At 48.8% G+C, this 21885-nt stretch carries 21 protein-coding genes; all 21 read right to left on the bottom strand.

All coding sequences use genetic code 11. The features are described from left to right. Nucleotides 1-80: 80 nt before the first annotated feature. The 21 genes from AMJAP_RS03080 to fliF all read right to left on the bottom strand — a co-directional run bounded on the left by AMJAP_RS03080 (nt 81) and on the right by fliF (nt 21861). The gene (locus tag AMJAP_RS03080; RefSeq protein ID WP_019622957.1) at nt 81-2273 is read right to left on the bottom strand and encodes a chemotaxis protein CheA; all 2193 of its coding nucleotides are present in this window, start codon (nt 2271-2273) and stop codon (nt 81-83) included. A 12-nt stretch (nt 2274-2285) separates the two neighbouring features. Further along, a complete protein-coding gene (locus AMJAP_RS03075; protein ID WP_019622958.1) occupies nt 2286-3107 on the bottom strand; it encodes a protein phosphatase CheZ in 822 nt (273 codons plus the stop codon). A 9-nt stretch (nt 3108-3116) separates the two neighbouring features. Further along, nucleotides 3117-3491: a chemotaxis response regulator CheY gene (locus AMJAP_RS03070; RefSeq protein WP_019622959.1), complete on the bottom strand. Its 375-nt coding sequence runs from the start codon at nt 3489-3491 to the stop codon at nt 3117-3119. A 76-nt stretch (nt 3492-3567) separates the two neighbouring features. Continuing rightward, on the bottom strand, nt 3568-4278 hold the full coding sequence (locus tag AMJAP_RS03065; RefSeq protein ID WP_019622960.1) for an RNA polymerase sigma factor FliA: 711 nt from the start codon (nt 4276-4278) through the stop codon (nt 3568-3570). Nucleotides 4279-4302: 24 nt separating this feature from the next. Then, complete coding sequence (locus AMJAP_RS03060) at nt 4303-5118, bottom strand: MinD/ParA family protein (protein WP_019622961.1); 816 nt, start codon at nt 5116-5118, stop codon at nt 4303-4305. Between the two features lie 62 nt (nt 5119-5180). Beyond that, nucleotides 5181-6698, bottom strand: coding sequence for a flagellar biosynthesis protein FlhF (gene flhF, locus AMJAP_RS03055; RefSeq protein ID WP_019622962.1), 1518 nt, complete (start codon nt 6696-6698; stop codon nt 5181-5183). A 23-nt stretch (nt 6699-6721) separates the two neighbouring features. After that, nucleotides 6722-8836 (bottom strand): flagellar biosynthesis protein FlhA, encoded by a 2115-nt coding sequence (flhA, locus tag AMJAP_RS03050; RefSeq protein WP_019622963.1) that lies wholly within the window; start codon nt 8834-8836, stop codon nt 6722-6724. 197 nt (nt 8837-9033) lie between these two features. After that, a complete protein-coding gene (gene flhB / locus AMJAP_RS03045; RefSeq protein WP_019622964.1) occupies nt 9034-10170 on the bottom strand; it encodes a flagellar biosynthesis protein FlhB in 1137 nt (378 codons plus the stop codon). 2 nt (nt 10171-10172) lie between these two features. After that, the gene (gene fliR / locus AMJAP_RS03040; RefSeq protein ID WP_040404955.1) at nt 10173-10958 is read right to left on the bottom strand and encodes a flagellar biosynthetic protein FliR; all 786 of its coding nucleotides are present in this window, start codon (nt 10956-10958) and stop codon (nt 10173-10175) included. A 3-nt stretch (nt 10959-10961) separates the two neighbouring features. Continuing rightward, nucleotides 10962-11231 carry a flagellar biosynthesis protein FliQ gene (gene fliQ / locus AMJAP_RS03035; protein WP_019622966.1) on the bottom strand — a complete coding sequence of 90 codons (270 nt, stop codon included), beginning with the start codon at nt 11229-11231 and terminating at the stop codon, nt 10962-10964. Between the two features lie 45 nt (nt 11232-11276). Beyond that, the gene (fliP, locus tag AMJAP_RS03030; protein ID WP_019622967.1) at nt 11277-11984 is read right to left on the bottom strand and encodes a flagellar type III secretion system pore protein FliP; all 708 of its coding nucleotides are present in this window, start codon (nt 11982-11984) and stop codon (nt 11277-11279) included. 32 nt (nt 11985-12016) lie between these two features. Continuing rightward, on the bottom strand, nt 12017-12508 hold the full coding sequence (gene fliO / locus AMJAP_RS03025) for a flagellar biosynthetic protein FliO (protein WP_019622968.1): 492 nt from the start codon (nt 12506-12508) through the stop codon (nt 12017-12019). Then, complete coding sequence (fliN, locus tag AMJAP_RS03020; RefSeq protein ID WP_019622969.1) at nt 12505-12918, bottom strand: flagellar motor switch protein FliN; 414 nt, start codon at nt 12916-12918, stop codon at nt 12505-12507. The genes fliO and fliN overlap by 4 nt, the downstream gene beginning before the upstream one ends. 24 nt (nt 12919-12942) lie before the next feature. Further along, nucleotides 12943-13917 carry a flagellar motor switch protein FliM gene (gene fliM / locus AMJAP_RS03015; RefSeq protein ID WP_019622970.1) on the bottom strand — a complete coding sequence of 325 codons (975 nt, stop codon included), beginning with the start codon at nt 13915-13917 and terminating at the stop codon, nt 12943-12945. Between the two features lie 13 nt (nt 13918-13930). Further along, on the bottom strand, nt 13931-14461 hold the full coding sequence (locus tag AMJAP_RS03010; RefSeq protein ID WP_026340247.1) for a flagellar basal body-associated FliL family protein: 531 nt from the start codon (nt 14459-14461) through the stop codon (nt 13931-13933). A 128-nt stretch (nt 14462-14589) separates the two neighbouring features. Further along, nucleotides 14590-16500, bottom strand: coding sequence for a flagellar hook-length control protein FliK (locus AMJAP_RS03005; RefSeq protein ID WP_019622972.1), 1911 nt, complete (start codon nt 16498-16500; stop codon nt 14590-14592). 60 nt (nt 16501-16560) lie between these two features. Further along, complete coding sequence (gene fliJ / locus AMJAP_RS03000; RefSeq protein ID WP_019622973.1) at nt 16561-17001, bottom strand: flagellar export protein FliJ; 441 nt, start codon at nt 16999-17001, stop codon at nt 16561-16563. Next, the gene (fliI, locus tag AMJAP_RS02995; RefSeq protein ID WP_019622974.1) at nt 17001-18389 is read right to left on the bottom strand and encodes a flagellar protein export ATPase FliI; all 1389 of its coding nucleotides are present in this window, start codon (nt 18387-18389) and stop codon (nt 17001-17003) included. The genes fliJ and fliI overlap by 1 nt, the downstream gene beginning before the upstream one ends. After that, nucleotides 18382-19155 carry a flagellar assembly protein FliH gene (locus tag AMJAP_RS02990; protein ID WP_019622975.1) on the bottom strand — a complete coding sequence of 258 codons (774 nt, stop codon included), beginning with the start codon at nt 19153-19155 and terminating at the stop codon, nt 18382-18384. The genes fliI and AMJAP_RS02990 overlap by 8 nt, the downstream gene beginning before the upstream one ends. Beyond that, entirely contained in the window at nt 19155-20171 is a 1017-nt protein-coding gene (gene fliG / locus AMJAP_RS02985) for a flagellar motor switch protein FliG (protein ID WP_019622976.1), read from the bottom strand. The genes AMJAP_RS02990 and fliG overlap by 1 nt, the downstream gene beginning before the upstream one ends. Beyond that, entirely contained in the window at nt 20164-21861 is a 1698-nt protein-coding gene (gene fliF / locus AMJAP_RS02980) for a flagellar basal-body MS-ring/collar protein FliF (RefSeq protein WP_019622977.1), read from the bottom strand. The genes fliG and fliF overlap by 8 nt, the downstream gene beginning before the upstream one ends. Nucleotides 21862-21885: the final 24 nt, after the last annotated feature.

The raw sequence follows: 21885 nt of genomic DNA, 5'->3' as shown, positions 1-21885 counted from the left end.
ACGAAAAAAACCGAGTCATCGACAACTAAAACCCGAACTGTCATACAGTTCCCCTGCACCTGAATCTAGAGCGACAAGAATCAGTTCGCATAGGCCTTTAACAAACTAGGAATATCTACGATAAGTGCAATTTTTCCGTCGCCGGTAATAGTTGCGCCGGAAAGTCCTGGAGTACCATGCAAGACGGAACCAAGCGGTTTAATGACCACCTCCTCCTGTCCTACTAATTGATCCACAATGAAGGCAACCTGCATGTTACCGATATTAGTGATCACCACATGTCCATTCTCTGGCAATGGTTCTTTCTCATGCCCCTTTAACAACCATCGCTTCAGGTGAAACAAAGGCATCGCCTTATCGCGGACGATAATCACCTGCTGACCTTCAACCATATTTATCTGGGTAAGATCCAGGTTAAAGATTTCATTAACATTCACCAACGGTAAAGCAAACGCCTGGTCTTTCAACAACACCATTAAGGTTGGCATAATCGCCAGTGTCAGCGGCACCTGAATCTCTATTCGCGATCCCAGACCAAGATTTGAATCGACATCGAGTTTACCATTGAGCTGGGTAATTTTGGTTTTCACCACATCCATGCCCACGCCACGACCCGATACATCCGAGATTTGCTCTTTTGTCGAAAATCCCGCTGCAAATATCAGGTTATAACACTCATGATCACTCAAACGAGCAGCAGCTTCGGGATCAAGCATACCCCGCTTTATAGCTAAGCTACGTAGCTTCTCCGGATCCATACCCGCGCCATCGTCCTGGATCACAAGCAGAATATGATCCCCTTCCTGCTCTGCAGACAGTAACACGTGACCCTGGCCTGACTTGCCGTTATTAATCCGAACTTCAGGCTCTTCGATACCGTGATCTATTGCATTACGGACCAGATGAATTAGCGGATCCGCCAGGGCTTCAACCAGATTTTTATCCAGATCAGTCTCTTCTCCCCGCAGCTCCAGATTAACCTCTTTATTCAGCTGTCTAGAAAGATCACGTACCAGACGAGGGAAACGCCCAAATACTTTTTTAACCGGTTGCATCCGGGTTTTCATAACAGACATCTGTAGATCAGCGGTCACCATATCCAATGACCCAAGAGCCTTACTCAGATCTCCATCATCCTTTTCGGAACCGAGTCTGACTAACCTGTTTCGCACCAGAACTAACTCACCCACCATATTCATGATCTGATCAAGCAAGCGGGTATCAACCCTGACATTACTTTCAGCCACCGGTTTTGTAGTCTGTGTTTTAGCTGACACTGGCGCTTTAGGTTTGGGTTTGGGCTTGGGTTCAGGCTTCGGCTCAGGCTTAGCCGGCACAGCTGCCGGTGCCGGTGCGGCAGCCACATTTTGAGAAAACGCCCCTTGGCCAGTTGCCTGAAGATCATCCAGCAGATGCTCAAATTCATCATCGGTGATCAGATCAGTAGGGATTCCGGCAGAGGCCTGAGCTACAGGCGCAGATACAGGCGACAACCCATCACCCAGCAGCTGATCAAACTCAGCATTGGCATCCGCACTCCCAGCCTCAACATCAACGGAACTAAGTCCGGGCGCACCACTTGGACCATGGAGCTCATTCAGTAAACTCTCGAATTCATCCTCTGTAATCAAATTTGGATCCAGGGCTATCGCAGGCTCAGTAGCCAACCCTGGCGCACCTGCAGGCCCATGCAACTTATCGAGCAGATCATCAAACTCATCTTCTGTAATCAGGTCGTTTGATAACACCCCACTGTCGGGAAGAGAGAGCTCTTCACTGCCCAAGTCCGCCACTAACTGATCGAACTCTGCACTCACTGTCGCATCGGTTTGCGGTGATGTATCTACTGGTGCAGCAGAAGGAGCCGGACTCGCTGCCACTACCTGACCTGCAGCCATTGCATTCAAGCCAGCCAACAACTGAGGATCTGCCACATCGGGATAACTTCCCTGTTGAACCGCCTCAAACATTGCATTAATGCTATCCAGCGCCTGAAGCACCAAATCCATCAAACCCGCGGATACTTTTAATGCATCATTGCGCAATTGGTCAAAAAGGTTTTCAGCGCTGTGACAGCAGTCAACCATAGGATCAAGCTGTAGGAATCCAGCGCCACCTTTAACCGTATGAAAGCCACGGAAGATAGCATTAAGCAATTCCCGATCTTCAGGGTGCTGCTCAAGATCAACCAACTGCTCCGATAGCAGCTCTAAGATCTCTCCAGCTTCAACTAAAAAATCTTCAAGAATTTCCTGATCAACATCTAAGGACATACGATTTACCCGTTAAAAGCCCAGACTGGAAAGAAGATCATCCACATCATCCTGATTGGATGCGACCTCAGTTTTATTACGACCGGCCATTTGCGGACCTTCAGCTTCAATCGCAGACCGTTGCGGCTTCTCTTTATCTTGAGAGTCCGGCAAATCAGTCTGGGAATCCGAAGATAAAACACCCAGGCTATTTACCCTCGATGCGACTTCCATCAAGCCTACCAGCTCATTTTCAATATCGGTCACCAGCTGAATAACACGCTTAATCAGCTGACCGGTAATATCCTGATATTCTTGCGCCAGCATAATCGCAGTCAAACGCTCTTTGAGATCAGCGAGTGCCTCGGAATGGTCTTCTGCATAGCAACACAGCTTCTGATGCAAATCCGCCAGTTCAGGTTTTTCGCTTTTTACGGCAGCTAACTCTTCGAGCAACCCTTTACGCAGTTGAAAACCCTGTTCGAGCTGTCTAACCAACTGCAACGATTCATCTACCTGATCAATCGTTTTATGTGCATTGCTTTCGGTGAGTTCAATCACATAAGAAAGGCGATCACTGGCATCGGAAATAGAAGCGATATGGTGTTTGGAGTCCTGTAATAGCTCAGTGCTACTGACATCATCAGTAAAACCCACTATCGCGTCATGAACCGCCCGGGTCAGTTTTCCCACTTCATGATAAAGCGCCTGGTGTCGTAGCTCATTTAGTTGCTGCACTAACTGCATCGCCTGGGGTATATCGCCCTGCTTCAGCAGTTCCACCAACTCTTCAGCGCGCGTTTTCAACTCTAATTCGAAACGACGTTGATCCTGAATAGCATCTATATCAGACATGCGCGCCTCCTAGCCCTGCAGGCGTTCGAAAATCTTAGCAATTTTTTCCTTCAGCACACCCGCAGTAAACGGTTTTATTATATAACCGTTCACACCGGCCTGAGCAGCCGCAATAATCTGTTCACGCTTAGCTTCTGCTGTCACCATTAGAATAGGAATGTGGCGCAACTCAGGATCGGCCCGCACATGCTTCAGAAGGTCGATACCATTCATCTTTGGCATGTTCCAATCGGTCACCAGAAAATCAATGCCACCAGACTTCAAAATAGGTAACGCTGTTGCGCCATCATCGGCCTCAACAATATTAGTAAAGCCTAAATCACGTAACAGATTTTTGATAATCCGCCGCATCGTTGAGAAATCATCTACAACCAGAATTTTCATGTCTTTATTCAAGACAATCCCTCCTAACACAAATACTGTACGACGGTCTCAGAACGTGGGCATAAACCTCCGAACCTTACCGCCACTCTTTTAAACGACTACGTAAACGCAGCGCAGCTTGACTATGTATCTGACTCACCCTTGACTCACTAACACCGAGCACTTTGCCAATCTCTTTCAGGTTGAGCTCCTGATCGTAATACAGAGATAACACCAGTTTTTCTCTTTCCGGTAAGCCTTTAATTTCCTGGGCGATCGCTTTAACAAAATCTTCCTGTTCAAACTGTTCAGAAGGATCAGGTTCACTACCGGCAATATATTCTCCCGGCCCGTCATCCTGAGGACTGGTGAGCTTATCAAAACTAAATAGCCGACTCTCTGCTGAATCTTTTAATAATGCATGATATTCAGTCACACTGATATTAAGTTCAGCAGCAACCTCCCCATCTTGGGCATCCCGCCCGGTGCGCGTCTCAATTACCTGAACCGCTTCAGCCACCCGGCGACCATTTCGGTGCACCGAACGCGGTGTCCAGTCCCCCCTACGCACTTCATCGATGATAGAACCACGAATACGGATACCCGCATACGTTTCAAAACTAGCCCCTTTGCTGGCATCATATTTTTTTGCCGCTTCTAACAAACCCACCATACCTGCCTGAATCAAGTCTTCCAGCACAACAGTATTCGGTAATCGCGCCAACAAGTGATGGGCAATTCGCTTTACCAAAGTACCATGCTGCTCAATTATTTCCTGACTTGAGCGAAACTGAAGCTGATTATACATAGAGGATACTCTGACTCCGGTTATTCAGGCGCCACTAACCAAACGCTCAACAAAAAATTCAAGATGCCCCCGCGGATTTGAGGGTACTGGCCAGGCGTCAACCTTTGTCGCTAACTGTTTATAAGCCAGCGACGCTTTACTCCGGGGAAATGCTTTTAAAACAGCACGTTGCTGCCTCACACCCTTTCTTACTGACTCATCATAAGGGATTGCCCCCAGGTATTGAAGGGTCACATCAAGAAACCTATCAGTTACTGTCAGCAGCTTACTGTACATATTGCGCCCCTCCTGCTCAGAGCGAACCATATTCGCCAGTACGCGGAAGCGAGTCATCTTGTAATCCCTGTTAAGCAACTTCATCAACGCATAAGCATCAGTGATGGAAGTAGGCTCATCACAGACGACAACTACTACATCCTGTGCCGCTTTAACAAAACTCACTACTGCATCGGAAATACCCGCTGCAGTATCAATAACCAGAACATCAAGATCATCGGCAATTTCACTGAAGGCATGAATCAGTTCGGAATGCTCGTGCACGCTCAGCGATGTCATTTCCTGCGTACCTGAAGCAGCGGGCACAATTCTGACATTGGTATCCACCTCTACCAGCAAATCCTTAAGACTGCATTCACCCGAGAGCACATTCGAAATATCACGCTCAGTTTTAACACCTAAAAGAACATCAACGTTTGCCAGTCCAAGGTCCGCATCCATTAAAACAACACGATGACCCATCTCTCCCAGCGCGAGACTCATATTCACAGAGACGTTAGTTTTACCTACACCACCCTTACCACCGGTGACCGCAATAACTTTGACCGGTCTGGAACTATTCATTCCAACCATCCATTACGGCCATGTATTCCAACGTTCTCGCTGCAATCTGCTTTATTAGCAACTCAGTTCTCCCATTGTTCATCCCGGGCCAGACGCTCCTGCTGGTGCTCGCTGAAAACCCTGTGACTACGACTCGCCTTTTGCGCGGTTACCACCGCCCGACTCACCAGATCTTTCTTATGCGCTACATCAATATCATCCGGCACTCTCTGCCCATCAGTTACGTAACTCACTGACAACCCATTTTCCATCACCAGATCCAGTGCTTCGCCAAGATTACCCGACTCATCAAGCTTACTCAGCACACAACCATGCAGCCCAAGTGGCGCATAAGTTTCGTAAGCACTCTCAATAACATGACGCTGACTCGAACAAGACAGGACTAACAGCTTTTTCATTCTGACAGTCACCTCATCCAACATACTTAGCTGTGCCTGAGTATGGGGCTCATGAGCACTCATACCTGCCGTATCAATTAACACTAACCGCTTACCCCGGAGGGAAGTCAAAACCTCCTCCAGAGGGTTATTCTCATCCACAACCCGTACAGGCACATCCAGGATACGACCGAAAGTCAGCAACTGCTCATGCGCAGCTATCCTAAATGAATCCGTTGTTACCAACGCCACGCTAGAGCTACCATGCTTCAATACATAGCGAGCAGCCAGCTTTCCAATCGTAGTCGTTTTTCCCACACCGGTCGGCCCAACAAACGCAATCATTCCTCCTCGCTCAACAAAGTCCTCTCCCATCACTGGAATATTATCGCTAAAGCGAGTCAGAGCAGAGCGCCATGCATCATCCAGCACATCATCATCTCCAACTGTTGCGGATAGCTGACGACTAATCTGCGGCCCTAAACCAATTCGTTCAAGTCTTCGCTCCACCTTTACAACTGAGGAGTCAGCCAATTCATGGCGAGGTTTTGGTTTTTTCGGCGCGATGGGACTCGCTGTCGGTCGTGAGCGTTCAGAAGCTGGAGCAGCGTGCGATTCAACGACTCTCTGGGGCGAAGCCTGGGGCTGGCTTAAAATATTTTTAAGTGAGTCAATCTCCAGCTTTAACGATTGAATAACCTCACGCTCATCATCCACCCCCTGATGAACAGGCTCTACAGGAGACGCCATCTGTCGTTCTTGCCGGGAAGGATCTAACTGCGGACGCATCACCTTAGCAGGCTTTTCTTCTACACGCGGCGCCTGATAAGCCCTTCCACGCTGTCGCTTTTTAAGGGTATCGAGAATTTCATTGAGTTCTTCATCATCACCATCCATCTGGCGATTTTTTTGACGCGGCTCAGCACCACCATCCTGGGCTGTCGCAATACGAGCCTGTGCCTTGCGCAACTCTTCTGCAAGATTACTTTTCAGCTTACCTTGCTGTTTTTTGGAGCTTTCCGCCGCCCGCTTACGCTTGAATTCCTGCTGCGCTGCCTCGTATTCATGCTCATGTGCAGCCACAACTTCGACACCACCCGCAACGCGGTGATTAGACACAATGACAGCGTCAGGACCTATCTCATCCCTAACCCGCTGCATAGCCTGTCTCATATCCGGAGCAAAAAAGCGTTTAACTTTCATAACCGTCTCTATTATTTACCTGATCAGACACCGGCCTGACCCTGTCCACCCACTGTAGCAATAATTGTCACCCGTTTGTTTTCAGGAATTTCCTGATAGGAGAGCACACTGATCTGATTTTCCCCATAGCGAACAAACTTTGCCAACAACGGCCTGATAGGCGCAGCAACCAATAAAATCGACGCTCGCCCTGCAATCTCTTGCTGCTGCGCTACGTCTGCAAGAGAGCTTTGTAATCGCTCAGCCATCGTTGGCTCAATCACCAAACCATCACCACTTTCTCCCTGCTGTACCGATCCCAATAGCAACTGTTCCAATTGCGGATCAAGCGTAATCACAGGTAAATCATCATCACTGCCGACAATATTCTGAACAATCATCCTTGACAGCGAAATACGCACTGCTGCGGTAAGCCCCTGAGGATCCTGAGTACGCGCTACAGCCTCAGCTAACGCTTCTGTAATTGTTCTGAAATCCCGGACCGGCACCTGTTCCATTAATAAGTTCTGCAGCACTTTCAATAGTGTACTCACAGAAAGACGTCCAGGTATCAACTCTTCTACCAGTTTTGGGGACGTTTTTGCCAGAAGGTCCAATAATTTCTGTACTTCATCATGTCCCATCAGCTCATGGGAGTGAGCCTGTAAGATCTGATTAAGATGCGTTGCTACGACAGTTCCTGCATCCACTACTGTATAACCCAGGGTCTGCGCCTGCTCTTTCTGACTTTGTTCGATCCAGACAGCATCAAGACCAAAGGCGGGATCTTTAACCTCAATTCCTTTTAAAGCCCCAAACACCTGACCCGGATTAATAGCTAATTCCCGGTCGGGATAAACCTCTGACTCACCGACAGAAACGCCCATCAGGGTTATTCGATAAGCGCCGGGCATCAGATCCAGGTTATCCCGTATATGCACCGACGGAACCAGAAAACCAAGATCTTGCGAGAGTTTTTTTCGCACACCTTTAATCCGACTCAGTAGTTGACCACCTTGTAACTTATCCACCATCGGTATCAACCGATAACCCACCTCTAAGCCGATCATATCCACCGGCATTACATCATCCCAATCCAGCTCTTTAATATCCTGATCAGCTTCAGACGGCTTAGGCTGCTGCGGCGCTTCTTCCGCTGCCTGCGCCTCTGCAGCCACATTTCGTTGCTGAATAAAATACGCCCCAACACCCGCAGCAATCGCCAGCGACAAAAAAGCCACATGAGGCATCCCGGGAAGCGAGCCCATGATAAACAGGATTCCAGCTGCAACCGCCAACGCTTTAGGCGAGCCAAATAACTGACTGATAACCTGCTTACCCATATCCTGAGATGAGTTAACCCGGGTTACCATAATCGCAGCGGCGGTAGACAGCAGCAAGGATGGAATCTGAGCAACCAAACCATCACCGATAGTCAGCAATGAATAATAACGCGCCGCCAGATCAAAGGAGAGATCATGCTGCATCATCCCTATCCCCAGTCCTCCGAGAATATTAATCACCAGAATCAGGATACCCGCAACTGCATCACCCCGGACAAACTTACTCGCACCATCCATAGAACCATAAAAGTCGGCTTCCTGAGTTACTTCCTGTCGTCGCAGCTTTGCATCATCCTGACTAATCAAACCGGCATTCAGATCCGCATCAATTGCCATCTGCTTGCCCGGCATCGCATCCAGCGTAAAGCGAGCACTTACTTCCGAGATGCGCCCAGCACCTTTGGTCACTACGACAAAGTTGATAATCACCAGAATCAGAAATACCACCAGACCCACAACATAGTTGCCGCCGATTACCACCTCACCAAAGGCCTCAATCACCTTACCTGCCGCATCCCCCCCTTCGTGACCGTGCAAAAGCACTATTCGGGTCGAGGCAACATTCAGCGCCAGACGCATTAGCGTGGTAATCAGTAGAATTGTAGGAAAAACAGCAAAATCCAATGGCCGCATCGCATAGACACAGACCAGCAAGACAACAATAGACAGCGCTATATTAAAGGTAAACAAGGTATCAAGAAGAAAAGGTGGCATCGGCAGTGTAACCATGCCGAGCACAAGTAGAAGCAGAAAAGGAATACCCAGATTCCCTTTCCCTGCGCTGCGCACATTACCGTAAATCGCCGCTCTATCCACTTACACCCCGAAGAACATCTTTGCCCACAAGCAAAGCGTCAAAAATACGTCATAGAAATAATAATAAGTTACAGCCTGAAAAAATAACACTAATACGCATGTAAAACATCAATTTTTTGACGCTTTACCTGCCATTCTATGATTATTGCAAGAATCCAGCCATATCACGGAAACATACGCGGATTATTTGGAGGGTCTTATTCGTCTTTCTGTAATTCTGAAGGAATATCCAGATCCGGAGAGATATCTATTGGAGCCGGACCCTGGCGCTGCTTATGCCGCTTTAATTGGAAAACATACGCTAACACCTCTGCCACCGCCTTAAACAAGCCAGCAGGAATCTCCTCTTCCACTTCTGTTGAGTGGTATATCGCGCGAGCAAGCGCTGGAGAGGAAAGAACAGGCACTTCATGAGCATCAGCTATCTCGCGAATTTTTAGGGCAACAAAATCAGCACCCTTCGCCACAAGAAATGGAGCTCCACCACCACTCTGATCATACTTAAGCGCCACCGCATAATGCGTCGGGTTTGTGATAACCACATCAGCCTCGGGCACTGCGGACATCATCTTACGCTGGGATATTTCACGCTGAAGCTGCCTGATTCGCCCCTTCACTTCGGGCTTACCTTCAGTATTCTTCATCTCATCTTTGACTTCCTGAAGAGTCATTTTCAGCTTTTGGGTATAGTCATAGATCTGAAAAGGCACATCGACCAGGGAGATCAGAATCATTGTCAGGCTCATCACCAGAAACGCCCAGATTACTATCTCTGTCGCATGAGACATTGCTGGAAAAACATCCTGCGCCCCCAATGAAAACAACTCTTGCTTAGAGACCAATAACACCAGAAAGGAAAGCGAACCGACAACCAAGAACTTAGCCAATGCTTTAAACAGTTCAATCAACGCTTTCAAAGAGAACATGCGCTTAATGCCTGCCAATGGATCAATTCGACTCAGCTTCGGCGCCATCGCTTTCATGCTAAGATTCCAGCCTCCCAGCGCAACAGGCCCAACAAACGCAGCCACCAACAACACCAAAAAGAAGCCAAACAGTGATTTCAATGCTTCTGATAACGAAAACCCCAGATGCGTGAACATCAACGCAGGGTCCATCACAGACTGCCGGTCCAGGCTGAAATTGAACCTCATCATGCCCGCCATAGCATCAGCGACCTGACCACCAAACATCATTGCAGCGGCTGCAGCAGATAACAACAAAACTGTCGTCGCCAATTCTTTTGATCGCGCAATATCCCCCTTTTCTTTGGCATCACGTAACCGCTTTGCCGTGGGTTCTTCGGTTTTCTCCTGACCGCTCTCCTCAGCCATACCTAAAGCCTCCCGACACCGATAACCAGATCAAGGTAATCGAAAGCCAGCGAAATAAACCGCTGATACTGTCCGAGAAAACCTTCCAGGCTTGCCCAGGCGATAATCAATCCCATCAACATAGTAAACGGAAATCCGATAGCGAAAATATTAAGCTGCGGAGCCGCTTTCGCCATCACACCGAAGGCAAAATTAATCACCAGAAGCGCGGTTACAGCAGGCAATGCCATCAATAGCGCGCTCGACAACATCCAACTACCTGACTTTACCAGCGCCATATAACCTGAAGCAGGCATAGCTCCTTCAGAGACAGGGAGCACAAAAAAACTCCTGGCCAACGCTTCAAACATCACCAAATGACCGTTAAATGCCATAAATAAAAGCATCACCAGCATGAGATATAGCTGAGAGAGAACAACAACAGACACACCATTGGCTGGGTCACTAACAGACGCAAAGCCCAGACCCATCTGAGAAGATATCAATTGCCCGCCCAAGGCAAACACCTGGAACAGCACCTGGATCACAAACGCCATCGCCGTGCCGATAACAATCTGCTGCGCCACCAGAATATAGGTTTGCAGAGACATTCCGCTCAAAAGCGGCATCTCCGGCAATACCGGCAGCAGCACAACCGTCATAGCCAGCGCCAGACCCAGGCGTATTCGCGCAGCGACCAACTGAGTACCAATCATCGGCACTACCATGAAAAAAGACGCAATTCTGAAGAAGGGCAGGAGAAACTGAGCCATCCACTGCTCTATCTGGAGCGTTGTAAGCTGTAGCACCGGCTAGCCCAGAAACAACGGGATGTTAGCAAAGATATTACTAAAGTGGTCCATCAATCGCCCAAGAATCCAGGGGCCAGCCCACATAATCATCAACAAGGTAACAATCAGGCGAGGCAAAAAACTCAACGTTTGCTCATTAATCTGAGTTGCAGCCTGAAAAGTAGAAACCAGCAAACCCACCATCAACGAGGGCACAACGATAACAGCAACTAATATAACCACTAAAAATAGCGCTTCGCCAAACAGATCAAGAGCCATCTCCGGTGTCATATCAAACCCTCATATACAATCGCAAAGAAAAATCATTTAACAGCCCTAAACCACAAAGCTGCCGGCCAGCGTACCTATAACCATAGCCCAACCATCCACCAGCACAAATAGCATAATCTTAAACGGCAATGAAATAATCACTGGCGATAACATCATCATACCCATCGCCATAAGCACACTGGCGACAACAAGGTCGATCACCAAAAAAGGAATAAAGAGCATAAAACCAATTTGAAAGGCAGTTTTCAGTTCACTGGTAACAAAAGAGGGCACGAGCACGGTAAAAGGAATATCATCCGGCGTTTCAACCGCTTCAGTCCTGGAGATATTCATAAACAGATTAAGATCGGTCTCTCGAGTCTGAGCCAGCATAAAACCTCTAAATGGTTTGCTAGCAGCAACCAGAGCATCGACGGAAGTCATCTCTTCGTTTAAATATGGCTGCACAGCCTGCTCATTAACCTTATCCAGAACCGGCGACATAATAAAAAGCGTCAGAAACAATGACAGCCCTACCAGAATCTGATTAGAGGGCGTTTGCTGCAAACCCAACGCCTGCCGCAAGATTGCAAAGACAATAATGATCCGGGCAAAGGAGGTCATCATCATCAGAATTGCCGGCAGGAACGTCAGCAGCGTCATAAGCCCCAGAATCTGGAGCGTTACACTGTAATCCGCACTACCATCTGGATTAGTCGTTAAGGTTACGGCAGGAATCCCTGGATCCGCTGCCAAAACCAACCCGGGAAGCATTAGGAGCGGCAGCAATAGTACTAAGACTCTTTTCACTCTGTCCCCTTCCGGCTCAACGCCTGCTGCAGCTTGTTTGCAAACTCCCCCATAGCTACACCCGGCTCAATCAAAGGCTGATCATAGCTCTGCAACAGATTCACCCGACCCGGCGCAACCCCTAAAAGAAGCTGCTTATCGCCTGCCTGAACCAACACCAGTTTTTCACGGGCCGACAAGGAAAGCGAAGCAACAACCTGAAGCGAGCGATGCTGTCCAGAGATACCGGTAAAACGTTTAAGCAACCAGGCCAACAAAAAGATAAGCCCGATAACAAGTAACAATCCAGCGAGCATCTGCACGACCGAGCCCGTATTGAGAGGCTCAACGACAGGGCGAGCCTGACTTACAGTAGGCACTATCGCTGGAGAAGACACTGACTCGGCAGCAAGCAAACCACTATAACCCAGCCCAAAAAAAACAAGCAGGATTCGATAGCACGACTCAATACAAGAGCCAAAATAAGAACAGACAGACAACCGAATCATCTCAGCTTATCTATACGCTCCTGCGGACTGATAACGTCAGTCAGCCGGATACCATAACGATCATTCACGACAACAACCTCTCCGTGAGCGACCAGAGTGCCATTAACCAAAACATCAAGAGGCTCACCCGCAACCCGGTCCAACTCTACAACCGAGCCCTGATTGAGCTGGAGCAAGTTACGAATTGAGATATCTGAGCGTCCAACCTCCATCGATAATTTAACGGGTATATCAAGAATCACATCCATACTAGGGTTATCCAGCGCTACGCCTTCATCCCTCAGTTCATCGAGATCAATCGACTGGCTACTCGCAGCGCCAACCTCAGCCTGAGCCTGCTCTGCCATAGCAGCACCCCAGTCATCCATTCCCGCGTCTTGATCCTGATTCTCAATCTCGTCATTACTCATGAGTGATACGCTCTGTTTATCGATTTAGTCATTTTTAGTCCGACTGATAACTTTTACAGCCAGGTTTCCTCTGGAGGTACCCAGTTTACAATTAAAAATGGGGACTCGGGCAGCTTTGAGCAACAAGGTATCAGCAATATCGATGGGAATAACATCGCCCGCTTCAAATTGCATTACATCCCGTAACTTCATTTGCCTCTCAGCAATCACCAGATCCAGATCCATTGGTGCACCAAGCATATCGCCCTTCAGAGAGGTAAGCCATTGCTCATCCAACTCCTCTTCTGCAGGTTTATAACCTGAAATCAGGATATCCCGAATCGGCTCCAGCATTGAATAAGGCATCGTAACGTGGAACTCGCCAGTTCCACCCTCCATATCCACCTGAAAACTACTCACTACAACCACTTCAGATGGATTGATCACATTCGCCATCGCCGGATTAACCTCATGCCCACTCACCTCAAACTTCAGCGGCATAACTGGCTCCCATGAGCCCTCGAGATCAACGAAAAACTGGCCAATAACTTTATTTATCAGCCGGATCTCAGTCGGCGTAAATTCCCGCCCTTCGATTTTTGCATGCCGGCCATCGCCACCAAAGAAACTATCAACCAGTTTAAAAACCAGCTTTGCATCCATTACCAACAACGCAGTACCGCGCAAAGGCGATACTCGTAATAGGTTAATACTGGTGGGAACGTAAAGTGTATGAATATAATCGGAGTATTTCATTATCTGCACACCACCGACGGAGACATCGGCATTATTGCGCAGCAGGTTAAACAAAGAGATTCGGGTATGCCGGGCAAAGCGCTCGTTAATCATCTCAAGAGTGGGCATCCGGCCACGAACAATACGCTCATGACTGGCAAGATCATAAACCCTGACCTCTCCCTCTTCTTCAGCGACATCTTCATCAGTCTCTATGTCGCCATCATCTACACCATGCAGAAGAGCGTCGATTTCATCCTGTGAAAGCAGATCTTTAACTGTCATAACAGGTTATCCATCACTGCATTACAAACCCGGTAAAGAGCACTTTTTCAATTCCAGGCTTACCTATCCTTTGTTGCATAATAGTCTGAATTTCCTTTAAAGAAGCTTGCTGCAACTTTAGCCGCCCATCAGCAGTCCGTATCTCAGCAAAAGACTGACTGGAAAAAAGACGATTCAGGTTCGATACAATTTTAGGCATATGCTTGGTTAAAGCAGCAACTACTTCATCATCACGACTTTTAGCCTCAACGTATATCTGCATATAGTGAGTACGGTCATCATTGCTTGGCACAACTACGGTGAAATAAGGACTGCCTTCCAAAGTTCTAATTTTGGTATACAGTGCCTGAGCTGGCTTTGCTGGCTCTGCAGGCGCAGCAGCAGCCTCATCATCAGAGCCCCCCAGCATGAACATAGCACCAACACCACCAATCACTGCGATAAGAAGCACCCCAACCACAATCAGGATCAACTTCATCTTTCCAGACTTTTTGCCACCCTCAGCCGCTTCATCCGCAACTGTTTCGGTATTTTCTTCAGCCATCTTTTGCCTCACAAACAGTGAACCGGTCAAACCGGCACTATGCGTTAAATCACGACCCAATGCGTAATATAACATACTGATTCAGCAGCGGAAGCAGACTCCTCTCAGTTTAAGAAGAAGATCATTTATCAGGCATAATAATCTACCAGCGACAGACTCTCTTGCTGCATCAAGCCAGATTCATTCTCCTCTCCAGAATCACCCTGATAATCTGTGTAAAGCCCAGCTGCATCACTATCATCACTCTCCCTGCGCTGCTGTCCTTCACTTTGATCATGCACCGAAGATTCAGACAGATTAAGTCCTTGCTCGGCAAACATCTCGCGCAAGCGCGGCATATTCTGCTCTAAAGCCTCCCGCACACTTCCATGGGGCGTATTAAACACCACACTGACCTGTTCATTTTTAACCTGCAACTTAACCTGCAGCGAACCTAACTCTGGGGGATCTAGCTGAATTTCTGCAAACTGCCCGTTTTTTGACGCCATCATCATCACCCGGTCATTAACCGCCTGCCCCCATGCGGGCATCCCCGGTCGAGCACCATTAGGCATGGACAACTGCATAGGCTCTGCCGCTGCACGAGAGACCTTGCTAGCGGCGGTCAGAGAATCTGCAAAGCTGGTAAGCAGTGCCTCCTGACGCCCTTCAGAGCGAGCCGCCGGCTCAACACCTGGCAATTTATCGAACTCAACCCCACCCGTCTTTATCTGCTGCCTAAGATCACCGGCCACCTGCTGTGTGCTGGCCATAACGTTTCCTGACTGAACGAGAGACTCTGCGGTCTGCCGGACAGAGGGCTGAACAACCTCAGTCGACGGGGAACGTAGCTGTGATTCAGCGCTGGTAAAAAATAAATCTGTTTTTGCAGACATCTCATGTTTCGTCACATAGATCCCCGCAGCTACCTTAGACCCCACCACCTGACCCACTGGAATATCCAGACGAGTTACCGCTTCAGCTACGGGATTCGCAGATTCAGTCAACTGCGCACTTGCCAGCCCGGTCTCACGTACGATTTGAGCAATTGATTCAGAAAATGGATTTTTTTCAGGCTCCTGAGTATTGCTCCCCTCCCCCACCTTTTCTCGAGGCGCTCCTGAAGGTGAAGCAGAACCTTGCGCTATGACTGGCTTTTCTGCATCCAGCAGACTTGCCGTCACTGGTGAATCCACCACACTCTGACCCTGACCGACTCCATTTGACTCAACGCCCCCGGTAACCGGCATAGTTAGCATTTCTGACTTAACAGCAATGTCTGATTGAGACGATGAAGCGGTAATCACCGGCGCGTTTTCTATCTTACCAGCCGCTGCTTCTGGAACAGGTACCGATACCGTTCGATTCACACCGGATTCAATAAGACGCCCAGAAAGCTCCGTTCGCTGTGGATTATGAATCCCGGCAACAGGAGCAGCCTCCGCTACAGGAGCTTCACTCCGGGCCTGAGCACCCGATATCGGCTGCTTGAATAACGCAGCTTCAGTCATATCAGATGTAACTTGTGAACGCCCGACATTCTCACCAGCCGAATCGGGAAGCACGCTACGACCACCTACCTGTTGCAACGCAGAGTCTGCTTTAACCGTCAGATCAACATCACGATGCTTATTTATTTGCTGCAACGCTGAATTTCCTACAGATTCTGCAGCCGATATCTTTTGAAAATTCTGATCTGCCGCTGGAAACAACACTTGCTGAAACTGATCGAGAGCAACCTTTCCCTCTTCGCCTTCCAGAGCACTATTAACAGACGCGTCAGACACTTTAACTAAAGAGAAAGCTTCATCTGTACTCTGCGCATCCACAGAGGGCAACGATTCACCCCCTTCCGGCAACTTCTGACCGCCCTGCGCCTGCTTTGTAGCAGCGGGTAAATGTTGTTGATTCGCTTGCTGCATCGACTTATCGAAGGATTGAACGATCTGAGCAGTTTCACCCAAAACACCTTGAATAGCTGCATCAGCACTCGTTGCTGACACCGTTCCAATACTTAATAAAGATCCGGCTCCCGCTGAAGCCGAAAGCGATTGACTCATACTAAACTCCCCGGCAAATAGTGCCTGAGCTAGAGAGATGCATATTCAATGCCATAATTTTTAGATAAAAGGAGGGCGCTTCAATTGTGAGCGTTCATCAAGCTCTTTCTGCTGCTGCTTCTCTGCCAGCAACAGCTCTTCTCGCTTTAATTTCTCTACCAATGAATCGACAGACTTAAAGTGCCGATAGGCTGCCTGCCAATGCTCTTTTACTTTTTCAAGTTGCGCACGATCCATCAGCAGAGCATTTTTCTGCTGCTCAACCGCCACTCTCAATTTTTGCATAAAGGCCTGATGTGTCTGCAACTGCCCTGGCGTTACACCGCCACTACCCGCACTGTAAAAACTATTTGCATAATCTGAATAATAATCCTGCAACTGCACCAGCGTCTCTTCCCCCTGTTGCACCTTAGATTGCGCCTGCCCAAGCCACTGCTCGGCTTGTTTACGCTTTCGTTCAGCAAGATCCAGGACGACTTTAAGTCGCTTTGAACGCTTCATCACTGAGCCTGATTACCCATGCTAATATTTTGCTGCGCAGTCTGCTGATCCCCTTGGGGATTGGGCGTTAAGACCAAAGCCAGATCCGTCAGACTTTTTTGAAATCCATAAGACTCCTTTAGACCTTGCTGCAAAAACGCATTCATCAGCGGCATCCGCGTAATCGCAAAATCCGTCTCTGCATCACTCCCGCGAACATAAGCCCCGATAGAGATCAAATCACTATTCTGCTGGAATTTTGAATACAACTGCTTAAACCCCATGGCAGCCTGCAAATGATCTGGCGAAACCACCTGCGGCATCGCCCGGCTGATGGACTGTTCGATATCAATAGCAGGATAATGCCCCCGCTCAGCCAACTGCCGTGAAAGTACGATATGCCCATCAAGAATAGCCCTGGCCGAATCGGCGATTGGGTCCTGCTGATCATCCCCTTCTGTAAGCACCGTATAAAACGCAGTAATTGAACCACTTCCCTGCTCACCATTCCCAGCACGTTCAACCAGTTTAGGCAGTTTGGCAAATACCGACGGTGGATACCCCTTCGTCGCAGGCGGCTCGCCCACCGCCAGCGCAATTTCCCGTTGTGCCTGAGCATAGCGAGTCAGCGAATCCATCAATAACAATACATTTTTACCCTGCTCACGAAAATACTCAGCCAACCGGGTTGCTAATTGCGCAGCTCTCAACCTCATCAAAGGCGATTCATCAGCAGGCGAAGCCACCACGACCGAACGACGCATCCCTTCTTCGCCCAGACTATGATCGATAAACTCTTTTACTTCTCGCCCCCGCTCACCAATCAAGCCAACAACCACAATATCGGCTTCAGTAAACCGGGTCATCATCCCCAGCAGCACACTCTTGCCGACACCACTACCGGCAAACAAGCCAAGCCGCTGACCTCGCCCCACACTCAGTAATGAGTTAATGCCTCGAATACCCACATCAAGCGGTTGATTAATTGGCTGACGACTAAGCGGGTTAATATTCTTCCCTTGCAACGGCACAGTAGCAGCACAACCAAGCGGCCCTAAACTATCTAACGGCTTGCCTACACCATTAATAACTCTTCCCAGCAATTCAAAGCCGACCGCTACATCCCCACCACCTTGTAGAGGGCTAACTCTGGCACCTGGAGCTAATCCATCAACCATATCAATCGGCATAAGATAGAGCCGGTCGCCTGAAAAACCCACGACCTCTGCTTCAACCGGGGGACCTTTATCTGGATGAATCAGACAGTACTCCCCCATAGACGCTTTAATACCAACAGCTTCCAGGGTCAAACCAATCAGACGGGTAACTTGCCCATGGGAAACCGGGGCTGGAATTTTATAATCGAGCCCTTTCAGGCGAGAGAGACGTGCTAGGAGAGGCTCATTCATGGGATTCCGACGGCATTGAAGCGTCACCACCGGCCTCATCCGGCAGCTGAATCAACGCCTGATGCAAGCGCTCAGAGGCCGCATCGAATCGACGTTCCAGAGTATTATCTATCAACCCATAACCGCTGAGCACTTTACAGCTTCCCCTGGAAAGCGAAGCATCCTCCACCAGCGACCAGTGTTCATTCAACACCAGCAAAGGTTCAAGCGCCGGAACATCCTCAGGATGAAGAAGCACTTTAATATCACTACCCGTTTGCGGCAATTGCGCAATCGCATCTTCAACCGCCGTTACAACCAGAGCACCATCCAATTCAACCTGTGCGCCGACAACCGCCTGACCAAATTCCGCAATCAACGCAACGATCAACGCTTCAACCTGCGAGTTTACTTGTTTCAGGGGTTGATCCAGCTGATCCTTAAGCGCATTCAACAGCACCAGCTGAGCTTCGATATCCTGACGAGCCGCAGCCAGACCTTCCGCCTGTCCCTTAGCCCGCCCCTCTTCAAGCCCTTGTTCCACCCCCTCTTTATGCCCCTCCAGCAAACCTTCCTGATAAGCATCCTCCCTGATCTTCTCAAGCTCAGAAAGTGTTAGACGACCATCTACAACTTCTTCAATCGCCTCTTCAACGACCGGCTCAGGCTTACATTCCAACCCAACCACATGCTTACTCTTGACAACAGGCAAGGTCCATAGCGCTGCTGCACGGGCATCTTCCGCACGAATTCTGATCACAGTTTTATCAACCGCTTTCATACTCATCACAACATCTCTTCCCCGCCACCGCCAAGCATAATCTCACCTTCATCAGCCAAGCGACGCGCAGTCGACAGAATCTCTTTCTGAGCATCTTCAACTTCACTCACGCGTACAGGACCTTTAGCCTCGAGATCATCACGCAGCAGCTCTGCTGCACGCTTAGACATATTCTTGAACACTTTCTCTTGCAACCCAGTCTCAGCACCCTTCAATGCAACCACAAGCACATCAGTACTAATTTCACGCAAGATAACCTGAATACCCTGATCTTCAACATCAATCAGATTATCGAACACAAACATCATATCGGAAATCTGATCGCACAGAGACTCATCCACTTCACGAATACTTTCCATGAGCTCTTGCTCAATACTACTATCAATGTAGTTCATGATATTAGCTGTCGTTTTCAAACCACCCAGACTAGCCGTCTGGCTCGTTGCCCCTGAAAACTGAGCTTCGAGAATATCGTTCAATTCCTGCAACGCTGAGGGTTGAATCTGATCCAGCGAGGTAATTCTCATCAATATTTCAAGGCGTACATTCTCATCAAAACGCTGTAAAACATGAGCCGCCTGATCCGGATCTAAATACGCCAAAACAACCGCCTGAATCTGCGGGTGCTCAAAACGGATAATATCTGCAACCTGACGAGAATCCATCCACTTGAGACTTTCCAATCCCGAGGTATTCGTGGTCATCAGAATACGATCCACCAGGGACTGAGCTTTTTCACCGCCTAAGGCCTGATTAAGCATCTCTTTAATATAATGATCATTATTGATTCCGATACTCGTCTGATCACTAATAGCCTCCATAAAGTCAGCCATGACCGACTCCACCGCAGACTGAGGAATATTATCGAGATTACTCATCGACAAACCCAGTTGCTGAACCTCCTTCTGCCCCAAATAACGTAACACTTCTGCAGCATCACTCTCGCCAAGAGAGATCAACAATACAGCCGCTTTTTGAGTATTGGTTAGTTCTGTACCGCCCTCTGTAACCTGATCATTCATGTTCGGATACCCATTGTCTGATCGCCTGCGCCACTTTTGCCGGATCTTCTGCAATCATGCTGCGAATAGCATTAAGCTGATACTCATAGGTCTCATTTGGTGTTGGCGCCAGCGCATTATCAATACCGCTAAAGGTCACTTGATCACCGGATATTTCACCCATATCAAGAGATTCAAGGTCAGCCGAAAGATCAGTCTGTGCTGCCGCGTTAGCACTGTCAGTAGCCGCTTTCTGAGCAGAGCTCACCGCAAGGTTTTTCATAATTGGTCGCAACAGACCGAACACCAGCAGTAACACAAACAAACCAGCCAGCACCTGCTTGGCAATATCGTGCACCCACTCCTGCTTCCAGATAGGAATCTCTTCCTCCTCATAAACATCAGGTACCGCAAAGGGCGAGTTAATTACGTTCACGCTATCACCGCGCACCGCCGAATACCCCACAGCATCCTTAACCAGTATAGTCAGTCGCGCTAACTCATTTTGATCCCATGGCGTACGGGTTTGTTCTCCACCATCCTGACTTGTCGTTGCCAGATCATCTACAACTACCGCCACAGAAAGCCGGTTAATCTGTCCCATTTGATGTTTCGTGTAACTAATCGAGCGGTCCAGCTCATAATTTCGGGTCGCCTGAGAGCGTGCATTTTTAGGCCCTTCAGGCCGATCAACAACCCCCTCACCCTGAACTGGCAACCCATTCACAACCTCAGGCACCGAACTAGCACCCGGAGGTTGATTTGAGAGAGAACCAGGCACTCCGGAAGCAGCCCCCTGCCCCGAAGTACTCTCATCCATTGTTTGCTCACTGCGCAAGGCAGGCAAGTCTGGATTATAGATCTCATCAGTTTGTTCCACGGCAGTAAAATCGATATCCGCCGATACCTCTGCACGATAACGCCCAACGCCGACAACCGGCTGCAAAATACTGTTTACCCGATTCACCAGCGTCTCTTCAATCCGGCGAGTGTATTCCAGCTGTTTTGCCGCTAGCACTACGTCGGTATCCATATCACGGGTATTAAGTAACCGTCCTTTCTGATCAACAACGGTGACATCCTGACTGGCCAGCTCAGGAATACTGGAAGCGATCAGGTTCGCTATGGCCTGAACCTGGATAGATTCAAGGCGACGTCCTGCCACCAGATCAAGAAATACTGAAGCCGTTGGTTTTCGCTGATCTCGAACAAACACAGATTGCTTCGGCAGCGCCAGATGCACTCGCGCCTTACGCACGGAAAGCATACTGGTTATCGTACGTGCTAACTCACCTTCCAGCCCGCGTCGATAGCGTGCATTTTCCATGAACTGACTGGTACCCAGCCCCTGCTCCTTATCCAGCAGCTCAAAACCGACAGTGTTATCTCCAGTATAACCCTCTGCAGCAAGACGCAGGCGCGCTTTATGCAAATACTCATCGGCAACCAGGATATTGTGGCCACTGGAATCAAATTTATAGGGAATACCGTTCAGCTGAAGCTGCTCAACAATTTGGTTCGCATCAGCATAGGAAACATTATTGTAGAGCACCCGGTAATCGGGCTCCTGCGACCAGAGTACAACAGCAAAACCGATCGCAATAGTGGCAGCAAGACCGACCATCAGACCCAACTGACGCACTAACCCCAAGCGGTTAAAGCCGAAAGCTACCGGACCACCTGTTCCTGTCTGTACTGTCGCGTTTTCCATCTAGCCCAGTTTCCTGATATTACT

The sequence above is a fragment of the Amphritea japonica ATCC BAA-1530 genome (assembly GCF_016592435.1).
Taxonomy (GTDB): Bacteria; Pseudomonadota; Gammaproteobacteria; order Pseudomonadales; family Balneatricaceae; genus Amphritea; species Amphritea japonica.
This window is presented reverse-complemented; position numbering and strand designations above follow the sequence as displayed.